This window comes from Paenibacillus sp. MAEPY2, assembly GCF_000499205.1.
GTDB classification, from domain to species: domain Bacteria; phylum Bacillota; class Bacilli; order Paenibacillales; family Paenibacillaceae; genus Paenibacillus; species Paenibacillus vandeheii.
Window position 1 is genome coordinate 1 of sequence record NZ_AWUK01000022.1, and the last position, 22755, is coordinate 22755.

Annotated in this window: 26 protein-coding genes and 3 pseudogenes; 8 read left to right on the forward strand and 21 right to left on the reverse strand. The window is 39.1% G+C overall.

The features are described from left to right. The 5 genes and pseudogenes from P364_RS36925 to P364_RS36930 form a co-directional block, all read left to right on the forward strand. Positions 1-736 (forward strand): annotated as a pseudogene (locus P364_RS36925) (IS5 family transposase); the annotation flags it as partial. 96 nt (positions 737-832) lie between these two features. After that, positions 833-1738 (forward strand): LysR family transcriptional regulator, encoded by a 906-nt coding sequence (locus P364_RS0118215; protein ID WP_024631516.1) that lies wholly within the window; start codon positions 833-835, stop codon positions 1736-1738. 144 nt (positions 1739-1882) lie between these two features. After that, complete coding sequence (locus P364_RS0118220; protein WP_024631517.1) at positions 1883-2470, forward strand: LysE family transporter; 588 nt, start codon at positions 1883-1885, stop codon at positions 2468-2470. Positions 2471-2575: 105 nt separating this feature from the next. Beyond that, on the forward strand, positions 2576-3019 hold the full coding sequence (locus tag P364_RS0118225) for a hypothetical protein (protein WP_024631518.1): 444 nt from the start codon (positions 2576-2578) through the stop codon (positions 3017-3019). A 61-nt stretch (positions 3020-3080) separates the two neighbouring features. Next, positions 3081-3844, forward strand: a pseudogene (locus P364_RS36930) (IS5 family transposase). On the opposite strand, the gene P364_RS0118240 reads toward P364_RS36930, so the two are convergent. After that, positions 3825-5675, reverse strand: coding sequence for a hypothetical protein (locus P364_RS0118240; protein ID WP_024631521.1), 1851 nt, complete (start codon positions 5673-5675; stop codon positions 3825-3827). The pseudogene P364_RS36930 and the gene P364_RS0118240 overlap by 20 nt on opposite strands. 168 nt (positions 5676-5843) lie before the next feature. On the opposite strand from P364_RS0118240, the gene P364_RS0118245 reads away from it, so the two are divergent. Next, positions 5844-6476 carry a hypothetical protein gene (locus tag P364_RS0118245; protein ID WP_024631522.1) on the forward strand — a complete coding sequence of 211 codons (633 nt, stop codon included), beginning with the start codon at positions 5844-5846 and terminating at the stop codon, positions 6474-6476. 48 nt (positions 6477-6524) lie between these two features. On the opposite strand, the gene P364_RS0118250 is transcribed toward P364_RS0118245, so the two are convergent. The 9 genes from P364_RS0118250 to P364_RS37605 form a co-directional block, all read right to left on the reverse strand. Then, positions 6525-7016 carry a hypothetical protein gene (locus tag P364_RS0118250; protein ID WP_024631523.1) on the reverse strand — a complete coding sequence of 164 codons (492 nt, stop codon included), beginning with the start codon at positions 7014-7016 and terminating at the stop codon, positions 6525-6527. 168 nt (positions 7017-7184) lie between these two features. Further along, the gene (locus P364_RS0118255) at positions 7185-7406 is read right to left on the reverse strand and encodes a hypothetical protein (protein ID WP_024631524.1); all 222 of its coding nucleotides are present in this window, start codon (positions 7404-7406) and stop codon (positions 7185-7187) included. 48 nt (positions 7407-7454) lie between these two features. Next, the gene (locus tag P364_RS37965) at positions 7455-7889 is read right to left on the reverse strand and encodes a type II toxin-antitoxin system HicB family antitoxin (protein WP_024631525.1); all 435 of its coding nucleotides are present in this window, start codon (positions 7887-7889) and stop codon (positions 7455-7457) included. A gap of 507 nt (positions 7890-8396) precedes the next feature. Further along, positions 8397-8684, reverse strand: a complete 288-nt coding sequence (locus P364_RS0118265) for a hypothetical protein (protein ID WP_024631526.1) — start codon at positions 8682-8684, stop codon at positions 8397-8399. 290 nt (positions 8685-8974) lie between these two features. Then, complete coding sequence (locus P364_RS37600) at positions 8975-9136, reverse strand: hypothetical protein (protein WP_161634253.1); 162 nt, start codon at positions 9134-9136, stop codon at positions 8975-8977. Positions 9137-9191: 55 nt separating this feature from the next. Continuing rightward, entirely contained in the window at positions 9192-9413 is a 222-nt protein-coding gene (locus tag P364_RS0118275) for a hypothetical protein (protein ID WP_024631527.1), read from the reverse strand. Between the two features lie 84 nt (positions 9414-9497). Further along, entirely contained in the window at positions 9498-9851 is a 354-nt protein-coding gene (locus tag P364_RS37855) for a hypothetical protein (protein WP_024631528.1), read from the reverse strand. 216 nt (positions 9852-10067) lie between these two features. Further along, complete coding sequence (locus tag P364_RS0118290) at positions 10068-10289, reverse strand: phage integrase N-terminal SAM-like domain-containing protein (RefSeq protein WP_024631529.1); 222 nt, start codon at positions 10287-10289, stop codon at positions 10068-10070. Continuing rightward, a complete protein-coding gene (locus P364_RS37605; RefSeq protein ID WP_161634252.1) occupies positions 10282-10428 on the reverse strand; it encodes a hypothetical protein in 147 nt (48 codons plus the stop codon). Before P364_RS37605 ends, P364_RS0118290 begins: the two co-directional genes overlap by 8 nt. 269 nt (positions 10429-10697) lie before the next feature. On the opposite strand from P364_RS37605, the gene P364_RS37860 reads away from it, so the two are divergent. Both P364_RS37860 and P364_RS0118305 read left to right on the forward strand, forming a co-directional pair. Then, entirely contained in the window at positions 10698-10952 is a 255-nt protein-coding gene (locus P364_RS37860; RefSeq protein WP_063870644.1) for a hypothetical protein, read from the forward strand. Positions 10953-10971: 19 nt separating this feature from the next. Next, complete coding sequence (locus tag P364_RS0118305; protein ID WP_024631531.1) at positions 10972-11355, forward strand: hypothetical protein; 384 nt, start codon at positions 10972-10974, stop codon at positions 11353-11355. A gap of 453 nt (positions 11356-11808) precedes the next feature. Here the strand turns inward: P364_RS0118305 and P364_RS0118310 are convergent, their stop codons facing one another. The 11 genes and pseudogenes from P364_RS0118310 to P364_RS0118360 form a co-directional block, all read right to left on the reverse strand. After that, positions 11809-12669, reverse strand: a complete 861-nt coding sequence (locus tag P364_RS0118310) for a ThiF family adenylyltransferase (RefSeq protein WP_024631532.1) — start codon at positions 12667-12669, stop codon at positions 11809-11811. After that, the gene (locus tag P364_RS0118315; RefSeq protein WP_024631533.1) at positions 12662-13957 is read right to left on the reverse strand and encodes a hypothetical protein; all 1296 of its coding nucleotides are present in this window, start codon (positions 13955-13957) and stop codon (positions 12662-12664) included. Before P364_RS0118315 ends, P364_RS0118310 begins: the two co-directional genes overlap by 8 nt. 47 nt (positions 13958-14004) lie before the next feature. Then, on the reverse strand, positions 14005-14736 hold the full coding sequence (locus P364_RS0118320; RefSeq protein WP_024631534.1) for a hypothetical protein: 732 nt from the start codon (positions 14734-14736) through the stop codon (positions 14005-14007). Beyond that, on the reverse strand, positions 14733-15209 hold the full coding sequence (locus P364_RS0118325) for a hypothetical protein (protein ID WP_143812619.1): 477 nt from the start codon (positions 15207-15209) through the stop codon (positions 14733-14735). The genes P364_RS0118320 and P364_RS0118325 overlap by 4 nt, the downstream gene beginning before the upstream one ends. A gap of 278 nt (positions 15210-15487) precedes the next feature. Next, positions 15488-15820, reverse strand: coding sequence for a hypothetical protein (locus P364_RS0118330; protein ID WP_024631536.1), 333 nt, complete (start codon positions 15818-15820; stop codon positions 15488-15490). Between the two features lie 209 nt (positions 15821-16029). After that, positions 16030-16218 (reverse strand): hypothetical protein, encoded by a 189-nt coding sequence (locus tag P364_RS0118335; RefSeq protein WP_024631537.1) that lies wholly within the window; start codon positions 16216-16218, stop codon positions 16030-16032. Positions 16219-16371: 153 nt separating this feature from the next. Beyond that, complete coding sequence (locus P364_RS0118340) at positions 16372-16710, reverse strand: hypothetical protein (RefSeq protein ID WP_024631538.1); 339 nt, start codon at positions 16708-16710, stop codon at positions 16372-16374. Positions 16711-16926: 216 nt separating this feature from the next. Then, positions 16927-20091: a hypothetical protein gene (locus tag P364_RS0118345; RefSeq protein WP_024631539.1), complete on the reverse strand. Its 3165-nt coding sequence runs from the start codon at positions 20089-20091 to the stop codon at positions 16927-16929. A gap of 15 nt (positions 20092-20106) precedes the next feature. Next, positions 20107-20679 carry a hypothetical protein gene (locus P364_RS0118350; RefSeq protein WP_024631540.1) on the reverse strand — a complete coding sequence of 191 codons (573 nt, stop codon included), beginning with the start codon at positions 20677-20679 and terminating at the stop codon, positions 20107-20109. Between the two features lie 92 nt (positions 20680-20771). Continuing rightward, positions 20772-21887, reverse strand: coding sequence for a COG1470 family protein (locus P364_RS0118355; protein WP_024631541.1), 1116 nt, complete (start codon positions 21885-21887; stop codon positions 20772-20774). 53 nt (positions 21888-21940) lie between these two features. Continuing rightward, positions 21941-22755 (reverse strand): annotated as a pseudogene (locus P364_RS0118360) (DUF5704 domain-containing protein); the annotation flags it as partial.

The window sequence follows — 22755 nt, forward strand, 5'->3', positions numbered from 1 at the left end:
AAAAGAGACACAATGGCAGCAAGTTCAAGATTTGTTTCCACCTGAACGAAAACCACAAGGAGGACGCCCTGCATTGGACACCGAACGATGTTAAATGCAATGCTTTGGGTTGCTTGTTCAGGCGCCCCATGGCGTGATTTACCCGATCACTTTCCCCATTGGAAATCCGTCTATACCCGCTTTCGGCGTTGGCAGAAAGCAGGAATTTGGGACGAGGTGCTGGAGCGTGTTTCCTCGGATGTTGACGAGGAAAGTATCATGATTGATGCCATGATTGTGCGTGTTCACCAGCATGGATCGGGCGCAAAAGGGGGCAAAGCAAGCAAGCGATCGGACGTTCCCGCGGTGGACTAAGCACCAAAATTCATGTCGTGGTCGATGCGCTAGGCAATCCACTTCGTTTTGAATTAACGGGTGGTGAAGCTCATGACTCCGTCCAGGGCTATGAGCTTCTTCAAGCTATGAAGCTGACGATGAAGCAAGTATTGGCCGATCGAGCGTATGATTTGAATGCGATTCGGACGCTTTTAGACGAACAAGAAGCGATTTCAGTGATTCCAAGCAATCGTCGAAAGATTCTACCTTATGATCGAGTGGTCTATAGAAACGTCATTTAGTAGAATGCTTCTTCAATAAAGTAAAAAACTATCGTCGTTTGGCCACTCGCTACGATAAATTAGCGTGTACGTTCAAGGCTTTTTTGACTCTGGCATCCATTATGGTTTGGATTGCCTGAGTTTGAAGACACGCCCTAGCAAATTAATATGTTCTCATCCTAAAGGCGGCATATGATAGAGTAAGTATTAGGAACTTTGAAAAGGTGGGGTTCAGTTTGAATTTACAACAATTAAAGTATGTGTTAGAAGTAGCAAGTAAGGGATCTATGAATGAAGCGGCAAAAAGTTTATTTCTCTCACAGCCAAATTTGTCCAATGCGATTAAGGAATTAGAGAAGGAAATTAAAATTACTCTATTTATTAGAACGAATAGAGGAGTTACTGTTACTAATGAAGGAGCTGAGTTTTTAGGTTATGCCAGACAGGTATTACAACAATTTAACATGCTTGAAGAAAAATACATAAGTGAAAAAACAACTAAGCAACATTTTTGTGTTTCAACCCATCACTATACTTTTGCAGCCAATGCTTTTGTGGAACTTGTAAAAGAATTTGGGACGTCTGAATATGAATTTACCCTTCGTGAAACGAAAACTTATGAAATCATTGAAGATGTAAAGAATTTACGAAGTGAGTTAGGGATTATCTATTTAAGTAATTATAATGAATCCGTGTTATTAAAACTGTTAAGAGAAAGAAATATAATCTTTTCAGAACTATTTACTGCAAAACCTCATGTATTTATTAGTAAAAGACATCCACTATCCAACAAAGAATCTATTGATTTGGATGAATTAGATGACTATCCATGCCTCTCTTTTGAGCAAGGAGAATACAATTCATTTTACTTTTCAGAAGAAATTTTAAGTACAAGAAGTGTAAAGAAAATTATCAAAGTGAGTGACAGAGCAGCTATTGTTAATTTTCTTATTGGTCTCAATGGTTACACCATTTCTTCAGGAGTTTTCCCTAAATATCTTCATGGAAATGAAGTTATTGCCGTTCCTCTTAATGTCGATGAAATCATACGTGTTGGAACAATTAAGCATAGCGACGTCACATTAACGAGACTTGGTGAAATATATTTGGATGCATTAAAGAGATATGCTCAAGAGTTATAACGGAAAATGAACTAAATAACAGTTCTGATATAACTTTTGATTATATCAGGTTATATCTTTTTAATATTATGTTATACCAAAAAAACTCCTCTATAATTATGAATGAATTTAAAACATTGATATGAAAGTGGAGTGAATTTTGATATGGGAATTCAAATATTATTGTCATTTATTATATACGTACTAATAAATGCCTTTACACCTGGACCAGGTAATATTGTAGCATTAAATACAATGACGAATTATGGATGGAAAGGGGGAAAATCTTTATTCTTAGGGATTTTTACTGGTTATTTTTTTGTACAAGCATTGTGTGCCATAATTATTTTTGGATTAGGAAACTTAATAAATCCAATAATGACTCTCTTTACATATGCAGGAGTTATATATATATTGTGGCTTGCATATCAGATTGTCATTAGTAAACCCGACAATAAAACATCCGAAAAACAGCCCTCTTTTTGGATTGGTTTTGTTCTACAAATTGTTAATGTAAAGATATTTTTATTTGGGATTACCTCTCTAACAGGATACGTTATGCCTTATTACTCATCGCTAGGCATGTTTTTATTTTTTGAAATGATCATTGCTACGATAGGTTCGTTTGCTACCCTGACGTGGATATTTTTAGGTGGGTTATTTCAAAAAACATATTTCAAACATTTGCGAGTAATAAATATTATATTGGCGCTTTTACTTGTGCAATGTGCAATTGGACTTTTATTGCAGTAAAGAAAATTAATTTTTTTTGATTACTGTTACATGTTTAATGTTCCTTACAAAAATAATAGAGCAATGAAAAAAGCCTAATTTCTCTCTAGGGAAATTGAAGATGCATTGCTCTTTCCCCGTACATTGCCCGTTAGTGAACAATACCCGGAAAACATTCTGACGAATATACGACGCCTGGTTTTTTCAAGCTATGGATTGCTCGCAATCAACTTTCGAAGATTTTTTGTACAAATTCTCGAATCCAATGTAGGGGAGCCACCGACGACCACTCCGTTCTGGGAAGGATCGACGTTTTCGCAAATCGAGCCAGCCATGGCCTTCCAATTCGGCATTCCAATCTTATTGGTGAGAGAGAAGGGAACGGACGTCAGTAATGGCATTTGGGCCGGAGGAATCACACCTCTCAACATATTTGTTGACTGGGATTCCGACAACCAATCCGTAGACGATTTCTTTAACAGTGTTCAATGGAGAGAGGTCTTTGCCAATTGGACGGCAGAGGTAAGGGGGAATTATTTGCTTCGCACGGAGCCACTTTTCGATAATTAAAGTTAATTTAGGGTGTGTCTTCAAAGTGTTTAAATGGTAATACATGGGTTAAGTATATTAGATGAATACACGATATGAAATAAAAGAGACACAATGGCAGCGAGTCCAAGACCTGTTTCCACCGGAACGAAAACCACAAGGAGGACGTCCCGCATTGGACAATCGAATCATGTTAAATGCGATGCTTTGGATTGCGCGTTCCGGTGCTCCATGGCTTGATCTACCTGACCACTTTCCACATTGGAAATCCGTCTACACCCGCTTTCTGCGCTGGCAGAAAGCGGGAATTTGGGATGAAGTACTGAAGTCCGTCTCATTGGATGTGGATGAGGAAAGTGTCATGATTGATGCCACGATTGTGCGCGTTCATCAGCATGGATCGGGCGCAAAAGGGGGCAAAGCAAGCAAGCGATCGGACGTTCCCGTGGTGGACTAAGCACCAAAATCCATGCCGTAGTCGATGCATTAGGAAACCCACTTCGGTTCGAATTAACAGGTGGTGAAGCTCATGATTCTGTTCAGGGCTATGAGCTTCTGCAAGCCATGAAACTGACAATGAAGCAAGTATTGGCTGATCGAGCGTATGATACGAATGCGATTCGGACGCTTCTAGACGAACAACAGGCTATTTCAGTGATTCCAAGCAAGAAGAATCGCCGAGAGATTCAACCATATGATCGAGATATCTATAGAGAACGTCATTTAGTGGAATGCTTCTTCAATAAAGTGAAAAACTATCGTCGTCTAGCGACTCGCTACGATAAATTAGCGTGTACGTTCAAAGCTTTTTTGACTCTGGCATCCATTATGGTGTGGCTTGCCTGAGTTTGAAGACACGCCCTAGTTTGTAGATTGGATATTTTTTGAAAAGTACTTGTTCTTCGGAACTCAACATTTCCAACAGCATAATGGTCTCTTGATGATACTCTAATAAAATATTTATACCTATTAACAGTACATAATTTTGATCTCTCATTGCTTTAAATTTCATTTTCAGCAAGGTTTGGATTTCACTTTCATCAAGCTGATTACCAAACCATTTTTTAATCTGAAATTTGTTAATTTGAATGACATCGTCAAATTCGAATTCCGTCCCAACTGCTTTGTCATATATATACAGAGCTAAATTTAAGAGTTCTTCATTATTAGAGAGAATATATGCATCAATACAACGCAGACAGAAAATATTGGTGATATTGTAAGTCGTTATATCTAAAAATGGATTAAAGAAATCAAAGGAGCGTTTTATCTCATTTACATTCAAGTTTAGTGCAAATGCCAGATGTTCTTCATTCAATAACATATAAGTACTATGTTTAAACCTGATGTGAGGGTCATCCTTTATTGCAGCACTTATAATTGTTATATCTGGGCTAAATGCATTGGTCATTTCCATGCTCTCAGCACTTCGTTTTAAAAAGAGTATAAAATGATTATTCCCTATACGATATGCCGCTAAACCTTGTTCAAGTTCTATATTTATGCCACCATACTCTTTGTAATAGACAATATTTATTAAACCCTGAAAATTAGATATTGTGTTCTCGTCATCCACTATAGTGACCTCAGGACTAATATTTAGCATTTCAAACGTTTTTAACAATTCACTCATTAATTTTTCATGGCTTCTCAGGTCTTCAACAGTTTCTAAACTTTGTGGAATAATAAAATATTGGTCGTCCAAGAAATCAACTCTATTACCAAGGAAAAGAGTTTTTAAAAAGGGAATCAACTTTAATTGTACTGACAGAGAACGGAAATTCAGATATTTGTATGTAAAGGTGCCCATAGCCATATTAAAAATCAATTGAATCGCCTTCTCGATTGTGAATATTCTTAGCGAGTCTTGAAGGGTAAATTCAGTATACAACCGACATCGGGTTGATGATTCAATTAAATAATCAACGTAACCATCAAAACTTATTTCCTGGATCTGGGCAAACCCAAGAGGAAAGTGAGCTTGATTGATGATACCATACATGCTAAATTTTTCATCAAATATATTATCAGTATTATTTATCGGGTTAAACTTGAAGACCTGAAATTTATCAATTTCAAAAGGCTTGTTAATAACAAGTTCATTTGGTTGGAGCTTTTGTTCCTCTAGAAATTTTAAACACACTTCATATAATGAAGTATCTTCCAAGGATTGAAGTTTAACTACCCTTGATTTTTTAGCACCGTGCTTACGAACCAAATCATCAAGCTCAAGTGAGAACAGAGATTTATAAAACAGCTTATAAGAACCGTCTGCCTTTACTTCACCAACGATAAGCAGCACACCACTTGTTTTTAGAAAATTTCTGTAGTCTGCCATCTCAAATCTAAATGTGATCTTACGGTCACTGAATTTATCAACACCAGTTGATTTCACCTGGATAGGAACCTTCCCTAAGAAAGATTCTTTCTTTTCACTGTCATCAGACATAACATCTATGTGTCCATCAAATGATATAGCTTTGTCTCCTACTGGAATTTCAGTGTTTAAAAATGAACCAGGTTGATTAGCTAATGTGTTAATGGCAGTAACAACAGTTTTCTCCTTTTTGGAATTCGACAACACTATAAATCCCACCACTTCCAGTAGATTTGATACCTTGATTATATCATGGTTCCTTGCCGATTTTCCAAGACTACGAAAAACAGAAAAACTCAAAAGGATCACCTCAATGAGAGATGATCCTCTTAAGCGAGCAGCTTTTATAATACTATTATATCCACTCTGTTAAGATATATGCCAATAGAATAGCGATGTATTTTCAATTATTTTATTTTTAAATCTTTTCGGTTATTATTAGGAAACACTATTAAAAGGAGATATGACATGAACATACTAAAACAACTCCCTCATGATATCGAACAAGTCATTAAGCAACTTGATGAAAATGGAACGTGTCCAAACCTGGTCCCCTCTGAGGCAAGTAGTAGATCCACGGTTTACAAGATTGATGATTACTGCTTGAAGATTTATACACCTAAAGGGAGAAAAGACGGGGAAGGTGAATGGAATGCATTATCCGCTTTACAAGGTGGCGTCGCCCCGGACTTGTACGCGTATTCGTCTGGAGTATTTGTTCTAACAGAATGGATTGAAGGTTTAAACTTGCATCAGTATAAGAAAGCACATGGACATTTCCCTCCTAATTTGATTTACGATTTCTTTAAGACCGAATTAGAACTGATTAAAGCCGGTTTAAAAGATTGGGATTTTAAGTTAGAAGAAAGCATCGTTTGGCTTGATACTGGGGAAGTTAAACGTCTCGATTTCGGTATCTGCGAACCTATATTAAACAGCGCTCTTGAGCATATGGAAAATTCCCTTAAGAATGAAATACAAGAAGTGTACAATAATGAACTACATAACATTGAGCAGAAACTGTATAGATCAGGCATTACAACTACAGAAGTAATACAAGCAATTAGTGTATTTCAATCTTGCACACCTAAATTAGTCTAATGAGATATCAGGAAGGCAAATGCGCCTTCCTGTTCAAAGTTACACCAGCTATCTTTCTTCTATTATAGACTGTATCCATTTATCACTTTTAAGTTGAATAAACGGATCATAAATTACTTTATAAGTGAATCCCTCAGCTCCATCTTCGTCTTCTCGAATCCCTCTTATGAAATTCAACATATCATACATTAATTTCATCGTGAACACTGTTAGGGAGCCGGAACTGGTTCTAAGCTCCACCGAAATAAATGATTCGATCAACTCATAGGTGTTCATCACAATCTCTTTTAGTTCCAGAAAGTCTTTCCATATCAATAGGGCACTTTTATCTGTTTCCTCATGCGTGTACATTAATACGTAATGGATGGCGTTACCGGTGAATACAGTTTCAATTTTCACATCGGTTGTTAAAGTGTCCTTACATAGAAAGCATTTCATCCCCTTTGCTTCTACATGTTCTAAAATTAAGCCCTTAAACTCATTAATGTATCCATACAATTTTTGGTTTACCTCAGCGGTGCTGCCTATAAACTTTTTCATGATCCTGTCCACTCCCTGTTAATAAAATAAAAAAAAGCACCACTTCAGACCCTAAAGGGCATGAAGCGGTGCTTCCGCTTATAAAACCATCGCTTAAGATGGATATTCGATTGATGATATAATAGCATGATCGGATTCTCCTGTCAAAGATCGTTATAATTTAATAGGTCACTGACAATCGAGTAAGTATTGGTTGTGACACTCGTGACAAGGAGAATTACCCGATATTTCCTTTCCTTGTTTAGTTAATTCTATAGCCTTTTCTCTTGCTTCATCCTTTGTATCAAGTTCTAGGAAGTTAAAATAACAACCACCTAAACTACAAATATTCAAAGGCAGCTGCCACTTACCGCTCTCATCATCTTTAAAAAAATCAAATTTACTTTCCACACTGATTTCCTCCTTTATAAGACAACCCTTTTGGCGTGACTTTAGTATTTATGAAACTTTCACATTTATCTTTAAAGTATCGATCGTGACTGTTTCTTGAGAAAATGGATGAACGCGATTTTTAGATTCCAGTCTGATCAAATCTTCAGCATTAGAGCGCGCTTGAGACAGTGTTGTTCCTTTAACCCCAAGTCTCAAAGCAGGAATGTATGCTGTCACATCATTTTCTTCTTCCAGCACTTCAAACATAACAAGCAAATCAACACCTGCAGTTCCCTTTATTGTTTCAATGACTGCTGTATCCTTTGGTAACCGCTCCTGCCGCCCCTCCAGTTCCAGCTCAATTAGTTCAATTGCATTCGTTCGAGCTTCCTCCAATGTATCTCCATGGACTCCAAGACGTAGCGATGGTACATACGCGGTTACGTTTTTCTCAGCTTTTTCCTCTTCAAACATAACCAACAGTTCTACAACATCTTTCATGTGTTGATCCCCCTTAAATTTCATCAAAGTACAGCTACCAGGATGGGCAACTTATTGAAAGAATCGAAATACATTGAAATCCTCGCTTCTTTTATAAATATCCCACTATTAAATACTAAGTTACTCAAGATCTGAGTGCTTCAAAAATTAAAATTATACTTTTGGGCATAAAAAAACATGGAAACACAAAAAGACACCTATTTTGGGTGTCTATAGTCTCCATGGCGAAATAAGCCCTATTTTAATATACTGATACGTAGATGTTCCCGACCAGTATGTCTCCAACTCTGTCGAGCAATAACGACAAAGTAAATCAAAGTGTTTCGTAATAATATATTTGTACCATATACTACTTATTTCGTCAAATAATATAGGCAAATAGATCGAAGGAATAATTACCTATTTGCCCAGTGTTATATGTAGCTTTATAGATTGTTACAGCGATTTACTTTAGATACTCTAGCTTAACCACATTTAAATTCGTTCTACTCATCTCTACTGGTAGCATTAAGCAAAATCTTGTAAAGACTGTGATACCGTTACTGACGCTTTCCTTGTTCTCAATGTATTAATGCTATTAAACCAGTCCCGATGCTTATTAATTAGTGGAAAGAAATACATCACCTTGAGATTTTTAATTCTCTTGTACGGCAATTTAGCAATCTTTTTAAGAAACTGGTCACGATCCTCATATGCAGCTACCATTTCTTCTTGGCTCATAAACAACAATGGAGATTCATCCATATACAAACGTACATGCCTTCTTAGGTTCTTCTTAAATTGACGTTTTCTCACAATAACTCTCCTTTTATGGGAACTAAAGTTCCATATTCTTTTGATCATACTTTTGACTCATACACATTTGTACCATCTAAATATTCTGTTAAATAAAAAACACAGCCATGACCTCGCATGTGATAATCACACGATCGCCGTTGTTAATCTGATTTGAATTTCAAATTTCTCATACGCACTATCGTGATCGTTCCGAGAGAAAAAATCCATCATAAGGTTGTAGCCAATTAGACTTTGCCACTACCACTGATTTTTAGTTGCTTAACACTCAACTGCACTGGTAGAGCTACTTACGATTCATCATCGACTGGATCTGGAAGTGAGAAAGCAACCAAACAGCCATTAACTCCTTCCACAGTCACAATTTCTATATCAGTCACTTGAACTTCATTTCCATACTCATCTACCGATTCAAGTTTGTAGTCATCTGGTACTGTTTTTCCATTACTCATTTTTAATAATCCTCCCTAATTTTAATTACGTCCAGGTGATCGACTCCACAGCTACCTATCTTGGCTCAAGCAATATCGTGCCATCCGTGTATTCAATGATGTAAAATTCACAACCGTTTACCTCGCAAGTTACTATCCCTCGGGTATCGTCTTCAGGATCGTTTACTTCAGAACCAGTACTTGTTGTCTCGCCGCAGCAGGGACATTTAACATCCTTAATACCAGTTGCCAATTCCTGAATTTTGATTTCAAGAGTTAGTTTGAATTCGTCGCTCATTCAAATACATCCTTTCGTTTAGTTAAGTCCAGCTGATCGACTCCACAGCAGCGGTAAGATCATTAAAACTCAAAAAACACTTATTCAATAACTGCAATCACTTATATCAACGCCAAACTCATTGGCCACTTGAGCAATAATCTTAATACGTTCTTCTGGATTCTCGTATGCCGCAGCCTTTTGAACTAAATTGAAAGCTACAGCAAAGGCTTGCTCCGGATTTTCCAAAAATTTATCTCTTATTTTTTGTTTACTCAAAGCAGCAGATGCCCAATGAAATGTAACTGTGAGATGCGATAAATTCATAGAATCAATTTTATTCAACATATCATCGTTGCCTGCATCAGACCTTACTAATTCACGTTCCGTTCCATCAGCCTCCACCAACATAGCAACCAACTTACTACCGTCATAATTTTCGTAAACTTCAATTCTCATCTCTTCACTCCTTCGTCTCTTTCTCTTCATTTTTTAAAATTCTGAAAACATATGAAAGAAAAATAACAGTCCCAATCATGAATAAAAGAACAAGAGAAACTATTAATAGGTTTTTATCAGAAAAATGAATCATTTACTTTCCCCCTTATAGATAGAACTATGTATCTCTGATGAATGGGTATCTTCGTATCAAGTCCTGCTGTTCTACTCTTCAGCTTATCGTCCCTCGTATCCAGGTAAGCCATTCAAACCACCCGATTTTAACATGAACCTCTTATAGTCCGAGATATCTTTCTGGGTGGCATAAACAGGGTCGGTTAATGTCGGATCAGCTTCGCGCAACCATTTTCCAAATGCTTTCCAGGTTCCCTCATAATTCTGAATCGTTTTGTCCGCTTTGCCTTCTCGATGTAAATGATTCAAAAAATGTTCAAACATGATTTTGTGACCCTTCCTTTTTCACTTTATAGAGGGCGACAAGTTTTTTGGCTCTTAATAAACGTTCGAATGCGCCTTCCCTGATTCCATTATAACTCATCTCGTCGCCCTCTATATAGAGAGGGCGACGAACGTCCAAAGTCCTCCTCCCTGTCCGGAATCACCTCACCCTTTACTTTAGGTTACTTAAACTATATACTTTAGGTAACCTAAAGTAAAGGAATGATTTTACATATGATTTGCATGAATTGTGGTAGTACAAATGACACAACTGATTTTTTTGCCAAGGGTGAGGAAGTGATTTTATGTGTGCAATGCCGGCACGATCTCGTTACCAGAAAACTGAAGCTCCCACTCAAAACCATGGGCAGGCCATCCTTGGGAATCACCAAAAAGGTTTCTCTTACGATGTCAAAAAAATTATGGGCGCACCTGGATGTCAAAGCCTACACTAACCGATCCGAATATCTCCGCACTCTTGTGAATCGGGATATGACAACCGAGGGACAATGGGGTAACGAAGCCTGCTTGGGTTATGCAATGCTTGCGGCCAGACGGCTTGGCTATTCTCCGGAACAGATCGAGCTGCTTGTTAAGTCGATCTACCATGAGTTTGATGTTACCTCAGTTGCTGAAGCACGCAAAGAGTACACGTCTGCTTAAATTGAATCGGAGGTGTCATATGGAGAACATAGATCCGGTAACCAAACAAGATCCAAATAAACGGTATCAGGTTACCCTAGAATTTATACAGGCTGCGGATGCTATGCAAGTTGAGAACCAAAACCTGCAGCTGGAGAACAATCTTTTGAAAGAGCTACACGACGCTGCTAGTAGCACACAGCAGATTTGGGTTAGAGTGCTCCTACTCATTGATGCCCTATCTCTCAGTGACTCACAAAAGCAGAAAGCTGTAGATGTGCTTGACCGCCAAATTAGGGATAGAGCGCTCATGTTAATCGGTGCCCATCTTCAAAGCGATGATCAATTGCAGCATGCTATAGATGTTCTTGATGGTAATCTCGATGCGCTGAAGGAATTGAACAAGTTTGATCTCAAAGAGTAGACCGGAATATACGAATGGCCACTTCAAATTGAAGTGGCCATTTTGTGTTTCCTGGTATAAAAGCACGAAGAGTCTAAAGTTGAAATGCTAGAACTGCATTCCGGAGATTGGGTTAATTACCATAGCAGTAATCAAATGATTGAGTATTGGCCAACCTTGCTAGATTCACAGGTTAAGCAATAATAACTGATGGCCGGTGTGTTAACTACTTTATGTCTGCTTGCATATACCATGTGGGTAATCGTGTTTCCATTGGCTGGCTTGTATCGCAAACACTCTATGGTGCCACGCAGCAGCTTACTTTACGATCTATACGCTGATGAAGTCCAATTACTAGCTATCTTGAAACTCTTTTAGCCATAATTTATAGCTTCTATTCAAATAGGTCATTTAGTGATATCAAACTAAAACCCCCTATATCTCTCATGATGAGAAATATAGGGGGTTTTCAACTTAAACTTCCTGCACGTACTGTGGCCGGCAACTGCCAGTCCTAGCATTGAAGTTTGCATAGTGTACAATGATTGTATTTGTACTCAACAACTCATTTATAATCGTTGAAATATGGAATGCTGCCATCTCATTTGCGATCATACGTTGAGGTTGATAAGGTTCCAGACCACAATTATGTGAAGGCGCAATAAGATCCGTTGCATCGATCGGATAAATTCTATTAAGTGGTTCAAGGATTTCTGTTCCATTTTTCTTGAGACCCACTACCACCTGCCCGGAATATCCGCTTTCCATATGATCTGTTATTTCTTCTTCTCCCCACTCACTCTTTGGTTTATCACCTGATGGTAGGAAGACCCCTTCGATACCTGCGTCAATATAAATCAGGTCATCAGTCTGCATAAAGTACTCATGCATTACATTGCGCGTAAAGTCATTATCAACTGCCCCGATTAACACCTTCTGAATGTGTTGCCCGGTCTTGTGGCGAAAATCAGTTAACGAAAATAAATGATCTAGTTGTTCAACCGATTCCACATATTTATCAACATAAGAACCGATTTTCAGTCCGTATGTTCTACCATAGCGTTGGGCAAGAACACTTGCCTTTTTTCCGCCTATATCCTGGTTGACGAAAGGTTGTCGTAGCAAATTCTTTTCCTCTACCATATCCGGATCAGCAATCATAAGAAATGAATCTACGGATGCAAATGCACTTAACATTTTGGTAATTCGTTGAACTGCATAGCCACCGGTACCTCCGGCGCCAACAATTACAATGTAGTAGTACATACTCTGGATCCGTGATTGACGAACCGTTGAATCTTCATTCTTAGCATGATAATCAAGTAGTTTAATCATGGTTAGCCACCTCCACCTGTTCAAACAAGACACGATCATGCCAGGCTGTTGGGTACTGCACTTTTGTAATAAGGTTCCATGAATCTTCTTGATTATCATACTCTCCCTCTAGCAGTACTGAAGGAAGCAAGGAAATAAATTTCCCTGCCATACCAGCTCGTGTTTGAATATCAAACCGAATGAGTCCTTTTGCTTGTTTTAAGTTTCCAATCACACCATATAGATGAGTGCCGAGTTCATCTTCGTTATCCACAGAACTGAAATATGCTTTCATTGTATTATGAGAATGTAACTCACAAACTTTAATAATCCAATATGGCATACTCGTATAATGCTGATCGATTGAAGTCTTCGACACACTTTGATTAGGAACATCCAATAGATAAACACCTTGCTTGGTATCCCAGTAGAATACACCCATCACTTCTACATCATGATCAGAATAGTCCATAAAAAATGATATTAGCTGGTGTACCAATGATTCAGGGATCTTCGGCAACTTGGATTTAAAGCCGGTGCGACAGGAATCAAGTTCTTGGGCCCTAGGCTGCTGAGCAAAGAATTCATCAGCATTGCTCCATCCTTCTAACTCTTCTTTGTTGCATTTGGAGATAAACACTCCGATCCCATTCTCACGTATCTCATAGTAACCGTTTTTGGCAGCCAGGTAACAGATTGAATACTTATCTTTATGCTCGACAAGTTGGCTCGCAGAGTAGAAGTATGCTCTCGATTCGTTGAAGTAAACGGGCAAAGCCCCCTTCTTCCCACCCGTAATGGCCGGTATTATTATATTCTTCTTCTCGTCAAAACTCATGAACGTTCTTTGTTTTGACATCTCAGGAAAGTCTTTTTCTAACTGCTTACGAACATCCTCTAAACTGAGTAAACCTATTTTTTCACTATCAAAATATTTGGTTAAAAGCTTGGACGTACCGGCATAGCAAATATATGTTGTGTTAGTAAAGACGGGCTTTTTATCTTTGCTGTCTGCATTTTTGGACGAATCTTTTTTTACTCCAAGTTCTGCAGTATCGGCTGATGACTCACTTATAGGTGTTTCATCCGATAGAGCATTAATTTCATCCTGAGTTAAGCCCTCACATGTGTCTACACCAGTTCCATCATTTGGTTTGTCGGACTTACTTCTGGATTGAATGCGTTTAGTGATGTCGATTGTATTACCCACTGATTTTAGTGTTTCTTCCTTATCAACTTTCGTTGGTTCTGCGAAACCTCCCCCAAAGTATGAAAAGAGATCAGAACCACCAAATAATTCGTTAGACATATCTATTACCTCCAGCTTATTGCTAATTTATTTGAGTTGTATTTGGCCTAAAATAGAGAAGTCAGTCCACTGATCCAATCAGCGAGGGTCAAGCCAGTCGTTTTCAGATAATTATCCGGAAACTCTTTGCCTTTGACTTTCTCTAATAGTTCCCTATAGGTAAGCCCACTACCATTTGCATGACCATAGTAACAGTCAGAGTTCTGTGAATTGAAAAAGACCTCTGGCACTGTCGATAATTGAGAAATGCGTGTGATTTGAGGTAACTGAGATGACCCTAAACATACTTCATAGGTTCTGTCTACGTTTGTATAGGGATAAAAATATACTTCCGAGTCTTCATTGGTTAAGCCCTTTTCTAAAGCACCCACAAATACTTTACATATCTCAAACCTATCTGTTCTTGACCTAAGTTCATAACCAAAAATTAAATTTGGAAAAGGCACATCCTCGATAACCGCATCATGGTAAAACACAGTTCTGCGATGTGATGGAACTTCGAAGAAACAATAGGTTTTAAATGTACTCTCCAGGTATGAGATACAACCCCGTGGTAGGATAGGTGTCTTAAAGACACTTAGGTTTTGAGCATGCAATAATGCTTCAGCTAAATCCTCATTCGTATAAAAACCTTCTCCTACCTTAATACCGTTCTGAAATTCAGCTACCAGGGGTAGGCTATGATCACGCAACCTGATTACATATTCATTACCTTCTTCACTAATACTAAGCGAATGCTCAACAGTACCCGCTATATTATCCGTTTGAATTGAACTCATGCTACCTCATCCTTTTCATCATTTTTTATGACGTCCCTTAACAAAGAACTCATCTTATTTAGAGTAAGATTCTCTGCAATCTCGGTGGAGAAATCCACCCCACACATTTTCATAAGTTGTATGAATACGAATGAAGTAGGTGCCCATATTGAGATACCTATTGGTATTGGCCGACTAAGAGACAGCATTTTTATCATGAAAATATTATGGATTTTTTGCACGAGTATCTTCTTCTTATGTGCTAAGAACCCAAGTACGATAGATCTCAGTTCAATAATTCTGCCTAAGAAATTCGAATATATCCCATAGTTTCCTGTTATCTTGATGTAGATGTTCTTTCCCTTTACAACTCCGCTCATCCCCATTTCAAAATTTGGACATTCATAATGCAAAAGATTGTCCACCTTTTTTAACAGTTCATTTGCCTCGTCATTAATGGATAGAAGCATCATTTCTTCAATTTCCGGAAACACGATGCTATACTCCCAAGTCTCTCCTTGGAGATTGTCCGAGTAGGATTGGATACAGCTTTCAAACAACATTCTCTTGATCGCTTCATGGAAGATATCGGCCTGATCACCCCATCCGTAACAATAATATTTAATCGGATGGTTACGGACATCTATCCCAGCATCATGCAACATCTTCACCATTGTGATTGCATCATACGTTGCTTGCATCTGACCTACTTGTTCATCACAAAAATAAGCCCGGTTCATACCCTCACCTAACTTTCTCTAATTTGAATTCTTTAGAAAAACTCGTTATCTTCCGTCTCCTGGTATATTGGTTTCATTCTTCTTAAGCGGTACATTGACTCATTGTTATGTAGGTACGCATGAATAGCGTTCCCTTCATTGGGACGTACTGAGTACTCATCAGCTATTTCATCTGCTACATACGCTAAAGCCTCGTTAAGAGCTTGCTGAGCCTCCTGCAGAGAAAATGAATTCCAATCGACTTCATTACTCTCAACATTGTACATAGCCGCATCAATTACTTTGAACAGCCCATTGGAGTATGAACTTTGCGGTTGTTGAGTAGTTAAATTTTCTTTGAACTTTGACAGGTTTACAAATGTCATTTAGTTATCCTCCAGTAGATGCAAAAAAGCCGCAGAAAACAAAAAAAGCACACCTAAATAGGCATGCTATTGTTCTCCACGGCTTCATTGCCAAAATTTAAACCGGTTTTCACCGGGAACCACTCTTTGTCTTTTGAAAAAGGCAAAGAAAATTAATCTCGAATCATAATAATCTGATTATAACACAATTATAATAAAAGTGCTAAGTATTATCCCTTACTAACTATCCAATAGATTGACACAATAAGCATAAAAAGTCCCCAAGAAACCGGATGGATGGTTGCAGACCAATCAAACTTATCTTTCCCGTTTGTTCCATTCGTTAATCCGGATGCTACTATAGCAACGCCAATAATTAACCCTACCCATGCAAGGTACAATAGAATACCTTCTACCATGTGAAACTCTCCTTTATTAAAGAAATCATTAGATCATCTACGTAGCTCCGTTCAAAGCTTATCTATTATGTTTCTTTCATATTCAAAAAGAAGTTGCTAAATTATAAAGCAACCGCCTTTTCTAATTTAAACTATTTAATTATGTACTGATGATTAGCCAGCTGCAGCACTCAATAAATTCCTTCTAATCTCTAATTTATATATTTCTTTTTTTACTTTCTTTTTCTTCGTATTCAGTGATTGAATTTCTTCGTATACCATCTGCATGACTGGTTGAGATATATCATCGCGGAGTTTAATTAATCGGACAATCATCTCTTTATCTGAACCGCATTTCCTTTCATTATCAATGAGCGTACCGACCATAGTGCAGCAAGTATGTAATTGTTCCATACATTGAAATGTGTCTATCATGTTATCCTGGTATTTCTCAATAATGCCGTTACTTGTAGCCCTGATTGATCTCTCCAATTGCTCGTATGTATTAAGCAAATGAATCACTCGCTTTCCGTTATCATATTAATTAATATACTAATATACTAACACTAATTTATGGGGAATCATATGATTATTTCAAATTAATTCGGTGTTTGGGCGGCAGGCTGTTAGATGAGAAGCAGTTTCACCTTCTTCCTTACTTACTCATAGATTCTTCACTTACCTTAAAAATAGGGGACTCCACGATGTGAAGCCCCTTCTTTTAGCTACTTAAATACCTGAAGACAAGGTAAGTGTAAATTTAGATTTGTAGATACCGGCCATCAGACCTGTAGACTCACCAGGGACAAATTTACTACCGGATCCGGAAGTAACGATTTTGACGCGATCCGGAACACTCAGTGTAAATTCGAGCGGAACTTCGTAGTATCCCATTCCTTCAAATGCTTTAGCAGTAGCCAGCATCTCAGGGCCTGTTCCAGTGAATACATGTTTTCCGATATGGGATAATTCAGATACCGGGCCGTTCAATGTTTTGGTACTTAAAACGTTGACTGACAAGGCATTGGCTGGAATACTTACAACCAGACTTTGCTGTAAATTAGAGTTGTCCTGCATCGGATCCGATACAAAATCCGTAACATCCATACTGTACTGATATCCTTCCGCGTTTCCGCGACTGTCCTCGAACAATGCACGGCTTACAGAATTTATCGATTGATATGGGTTGGTAGAGTCGATGATGATTGTGGAGAGATCCGCTCCTTCAAAACGAGCAAACAATCCACCACTATTTACTGTGAAATCAACATCTTCATCACCGACTGGTGTACCCGTCCCTGGATTTGGTGTCGGTGTCGTTCCACCATCACCTGGATTACCCGCATTAGGATCAGTCACAACGATTGTGAAAGGTCCTCCAGTATACACGACATCACCAGAAGCATCTTCCCGAACTTCTACATCAAATGTGTAAGTTCCTGGAGGGTAAGTTACTGGTGCAGTGTATTCAGTCCAAACACCATTTACATTATCTTTGTAATACACTTTCAGTCCAGGTGCAGTTACTCCGAGATCGATTTTCAAACTATCATTATCAATCTCTACTTTAGGATCAGTTTTAGTTGTTACAAAATCAACAACTTCACTTTCCTTGCCATCTGTTGCAACTACTTTAACACGAACTGTGTGTACATCATTTGAAACTGAGATTGTTCCTGTTGTTGCGGTCCAAGTACCGCCATCTACAGAATATTGTGCTTCTCCTGCAGTTGTATCATACTGAACATCAAGGTTTAATCCATAATCACTATTCAATCCTATTTGTGTAATGCTAGGTTTCGCAATAACTACGGGCGTCGTAGCATCTGCAGTGACAGGGAACGATTTGCTTATCAACTCTTCATCCTTAGAATTCAACAATTTAACTTCGATTGTATGCTCTCCAGGTGCAAGCAAAAGGTTGTTTGCCACATTGTGGTTTTGCCATGATGCGCCATCAACCCTAACCTGTGTTTTAACAGCTCCCGTCGCTTTGGCACTTACTTTAAACTCGTTTGGTGAAACCTTAGTAACATTTGGCTCTCCTGCCGTAATAACAATCGGATTACTTGTTATTTGCAGTACCGCTTCATCACTCGCGTTACCTTTACTGTCTGCAGAACGAGCAACGATTCTCACCGCTCCGGTCTCTTTAACGACAAAATCACCAGTGTAGGGTGTCCAAGCACCGCTGTTGATTTGATATTCTTTCACAGCCAATCCAGTGTCAGTACCATAATCAATACCTACTGTGAATTGGTCGAACTTGTCTTGCGACTTTGTCGTCAACACAGGTGTTGTAGGTTTGGTCACTGGAGCGACATATCCCTCCGGAGCTAATTTAGCAGTAATAGAAGTCAGTGGGCTGAAACCGTAAGTAGGATCATCAAGATAATACAATTTGTAGTCTTCTGAAATACCAAAGACCTCTTGTGTACCTAAACCGTCTGTGCTATGAGAGAAAATGTCGAGGAACTTAACAGTGTGTTTTGTCCACGTAGAAGCGTTGGAATTCTTGAAAGAGTAGAGAGTTCCATCCTCAAGCAAGGCCCAGTTAGCTTTCGGTGAAGCTTCGAATTTAGATACATTGACCAATTCGTTGGCTGGTCCTGTGATTTTAACAGGAGTTTTAAGAGCCCCTCCTGCAACTCCAGAAACATTATTAACGTTGGAACCAAAAGCGTACAAACTCTTATTCTTAACATACCAGATAGTTCCTGTGTACACTCCTGTAGCTGAGCTAACACCGACATTTAAAGTTTTGATAGTTGGATCAAATACTTGAGGGAACTTTGCAAAAGTCTCTGGAGTTGTTCCAAAGTAACTTAGTACCCCATTGTCCAACTGGTAGTAAATGGTACTTCGAGTGTTAGCATAAAACTGATACTTGTATGTCATACTGTTGTAAATCTTATAGGAGTCTGAAACCCTTTTCAGATTTTTAAGATTCAGACTACTCGGAAGTTTCGTAAGGGAAGTCGCAAGACCTTCATACACAGTTCCTTGGTCATCTGCCATTATATTCGTCAAAGAGTAGTTTTCTCCATTTATGACGAAAAGACGCTTCATTTGAGTTCTGTAAGTTCCATCTGTGTAGCCGCCATAAATCTGTTGGTTCGAGTATTCAGCGTCCTCCAGGAAGAACATGTCGAAGTCTTCAGCAGAGGTAAAGGCCGGAAAATTAGACGTTACGTCTAAAGGTTTGGCATCAGTAAAGCTGTTCTTATTAAATCCATACCCGATAAGGAAAACTTGCCCATCACCGACCAGTAAAACCCCAGGCTCACTACTCGATGTTTGGTCCCAGACAAAAATTTTCTTTATGCCTGTAATCGGGTCTCCGTACAGAGTATCGACTACTTCAGACAACGCACTTTTATTTGCCTTGTAACCTACACCCAGTTCTCCTTTGTCTCCTTTACCCCAAGAAGACACAGTTGTATTTTCGAACAACAGAAAATGTCTGTCACGCACTACAACATAGTCTTTTACACCTGAAGCCCATTTTTTATCTCCGAAATAGAAGTCCCCGTTCGTGTCGATATAACTTGCTCCCGGATTTTCATTTGCATATGTACCTGCATATGTACCGGTGTACTGTCTGTAATTTTTCGCACCTTCCGGAGACTCAGAGTACGAAGGGTAGTACCCCGCAGCCCTATAACTTGCTGGGATATACAGGGTCTTACCGTTGTCTAGTTTAGCACTTACCGCAACGCCTTTTACTGCTTCCGTGTAGTAGGTGTCCCAGTCTACTATTTTAGCAAACTCTGCCGCTTGAGCTTTAGGACCAAAATCAGCAAAGGAGTAAGTTCCCAAAACCAACGTTAAGACCAAAGTCACGATCAGGCTCCGTTTCAATCCAATATTCTTTTTATTCTCATTTTTCTCCAAGTCAGTAAAGCCTCCTTAAATTCCTGATGTAGCAGTCGTTGTAAATTTAGATTTATACGTTCCTGCAACGACACCAATCTCTTTTCCGTCTGCTGCTTTAATAACTCTCGGAAGAGAAAGTGTGTAATTCAGTTCAAAATCATATGCTCCCTGTCCTGTGCTCACATCTGCCGAATAGATCACCGTTGGCTGATGTGATAGTACTTGCTCCTTTGCTAGACTTCCGCCCTGACTGAAATCAAGCGGAATTCCTGAAATTGTATTCTTGAGGGTTGCGGTTACCTGGACAGCATCGATAGGTATATAAAATTCTTTCCCGTCGATTGTTGTCACAAAGTCTGTCGCTGCCTGACTCACCGTCCATCCGCCACCATTTCCTCTGTCATCAATGGCGCGAGATGTAACCACTGCCTGAGATTTTTGTTGTAGCCGAACAGAAAGCGTAATATCCGTAAAATTCATTTTTGACTGCGTGACCATGAAATTACCACCGGTCACTTGGACTTCTTTTTCCATGTCCTCTGCTGAAGCCACGCTCGGCAGAGCAAGAGCTAAAGCTAAAATTGCGGTAAACCATAATCGTTTCATTCATTCACATCCCTTTTTTATTTTGAACAGACAACTTTCGAACAATGTAACGATCACATGTGAACCACCTCCCTTCATGAAGAGAAAATACGCTAACCCTGTGGTGTTTGGAGGGTTTGCCGCCTAACTTGTTGTCGATCCTGCTCGTCCTCTTTCTTTTTTCTTTTTAAAATTAGGAATAGCAACAAGAAGAACGTTCCAAAAATTAGAATAAGCACGAAGGCTCCAGCAACAATTGCCCAGGGATGATTTTTCAGCCAATCTATAATTCCACGCCCTTGCAAGAGACCTGCATTATTCAGACTTTCCTGTGCAAGTTTTGCATCTGCTTCAGTAATCGTAAAATTAAAAGTTTTTGAGACCTTCCGGCCATTGAAGTTAGTCTCAAAATACGCACTGTATTCACCTGGCCATAGGATCTGATCTTTGACGTGATAGACCATGTCCGCTGTCTTACCTGCGTAAATAGATTTTTCTTCGGCCGCTGCATCGTAGGACTGACTAAAAATCCCTTTGCCATTAGCATCGCGGATCATGATAAGTCCACTTGGCCTTTGCAAGATGTTCCCTGTGTTGGATAACTTGACGGTGAGCTGTGAATAACCATTGCTAATGTAGGAGTGTTTGAAATCATCAATGCTCATGTCTTGCACAGCAGCCTGCTTGTCCTTCTCCAGCACGATCTGAACCCCGATACGTGGTATCCGTTCAATCAGCAATACCGCTTTGTCTTGGACTTGGGATGGACTCGCTTCTTCAGCAGGTATTTGTTCAGCTACAATACCGCCTACATATTCCCCTGGATCCAGATCCTGGGGCACTTTCACGGTGTAAACATATTTAAGCTTTTCAAGTGGTTTTAATCGGACTTTCTGGGCTTCGGATGGCGATATCCATGAGCCCACGGAAGTATTCTGCTCTCCCTTCAGCATGTAGCTCTTACCACCGTTAACCATAGGTGCTGCATCTGCAGGATAGATCCATAGATCGATTGGTTTCTTTATGAGATTCTTCACGTAGAACACATACTGTTTCGTCTCCCCTCCATTGACCTCCGCCCGATAATAACCACTTGATTGTTCAACTTCTTTTATTGGCGAAAGCAAAAAATCAACATTTGATGCAGCATTTACTGGTGTTTGAAGCGTGAAAATCCAAAAAAAAGCGAAAAAAAATAAAGGTAAGCTGATTTTCAAAAAAAATCTCATTTCAATCTCCCTCCTTAAAAAAGGAACGGGGCAATGATACAGCCCCGTAAATATTAGTGTGGTGCTTGTGCGCTGAAGTCATCTCGGCTGGATTTATCAGCGTTGTAGAACACGACATCTCCATCCTTAACGTTGTATCTCTTCATAAATGAGTCCAAAATCGAATTCTGGTACCCTTCCAATTTCCACTGGTTCATCAATGGTGCATGGATATACTGTAAATGCGGATCATTTACTTTCCCTGCTTGGATTGACTCGATGTCAAAATTCACAATGATGTAGCCATCTATTAAGAAGATTGGCGACTTGTCAGTGAGTCCTCCGTTTGTCCGACCAAACTCCGCAAGATTAGTTCCAGATGGAACAACATATGGAGCTGCTGGTATGCTGTACTCCCCGTACCACTGCTGTATCGATGCATTTGCACGTTCCGGAGTAACTGAAGCATTACTTGGTATGTCCTTTGATCCGATCAAGGTCTTGAGCTGTTCCGGAAGAATGAGCTTATCGTACCCACCGACAGGCGTTTTTAGCTTGGTGTATTTGAGTACGTAGTTCCTCATAAACTCTTCTCGATCGACCCCAACCTTCTCGACTGCCGTCAGGTGCTGATCGTATTTCCAGTACCCTGAATTCTTCATATCACCCAAAGGTACATTGCGTAGTCGTTCATTTAGAACGACATAACGCTGGACTGTATCCTCTGCAGATCCAATTTTCACAAACGGTTTCTCATTGGTTTTGTAATACAAGTCAACTGGTATTGGTGTACCACCGGCCTTACTTACGTATGTAAATGTCGGTGTTATCCGAATTCCATCTTGTTTACTGAACATGTTCCCCTTCGTCTTGAAGTCAAACTTGAAGT

Coding starts and splice junctions, on each gene's coding strand:
- P364_RS0118220 (WP_024631517.1), top strand. CDS start 1,883: ATGGGAATTCAAATATTATTGTCATTTATTATATACGTACTAATAAAT.
- P364_RS0118245 (WP_024631522.1), top strand. CDS start 5,844: ATGAACATACTAAAACAACTCCCTCATGATATCGAACAAGTCATTAAG.
- P364_RS0118250 (WP_024631523.1), bottom strand. CDS start 7,016: ATGAAAAAGTTTATAGGCAGCACCGCTGAGGTAAACCAAAAATTGTAT.
- P364_RS37965 (WP_024631525.1), bottom strand. CDS start 7,889: ATGAAAGATGTTGTAGAACTGTTGGTTATGTTTGAAGAGGAAAAAGCT.
- P364_RS37600 (WP_161634253.1), bottom strand. CDS start 9,136: ATGAGTAATGGAAAAACAGTACCAGATGACTACAAACTTGAATCGGTA.
- P364_RS0118275 (WP_024631527.1), bottom strand. CDS start 9,413: ATGAGCGACGAATTCAAACTAACTCTTGAAATCAAAATTCAGGAATTG.
- P364_RS37855 (WP_024631528.1), bottom strand. CDS start 9,851: ATGAGAATTGAAGTTTACGAAAATTATGACGGTAGTAAGTTGGTTGCT.
- P364_RS0118290 (WP_024631529.1), bottom strand. CDS start 10,289: ATGTTTGAACATTTTTTGAATCATTTACATCGAGAAGGCAAAGCGGAC.
- P364_RS37860 (WP_063870644.1), top strand. CDS start 10,698: ATGTCAAAAAAATTATGGGCGCACCTGGATGTCAAAGCCTACACTAAC.
- P364_RS0118305 (WP_024631531.1), top strand. CDS start 10,972: ATGGAGAACATAGATCCGGTAACCAAACAAGATCCAAATAAACGGTAT.
- P364_RS0118310 (WP_024631532.1), bottom strand. CDS start 12,669: ATGATTAAACTACTTGATTATCATGCTAAGAATGAAGATTCAACGGTT.
- P364_RS0118315 (WP_024631533.1), bottom strand. CDS start 13,957: ATGTCTAACGAATTATTTGGTGGTTCTGATCTCTTTTCATACTTTGGG.
- P364_RS0118320 (WP_024631534.1), bottom strand. CDS start 14,736: ATGAGTTCAATTCAAACGGATAATATAGCGGGTACTGTTGAGCATTCG.
- P364_RS0118330 (WP_024631536.1), bottom strand. CDS start 15,820: ATGACATTTGTAAACCTGTCAAAGTTCAAAGAAAATTTAACTACTCAA.
- P364_RS0118335 (WP_024631537.1), bottom strand. CDS start 16,218: ATGGTAGAAGGTATTCTATTGTACCTTGCATGGGTAGGGTTAATTATT.
- P364_RS0118350 (WP_024631540.1), bottom strand. CDS start 20,679: ATGAAACGATTATGGTTTACCGCAATTTTAGCTTTAGCTCTTGCTCTG.
- P364_RS0118355 (WP_024631541.1), bottom strand. CDS start 21,887: ATGAGATTTTTTTTGAAAATCAGCTTACCTTTATTTTTTTTCGCTTTT.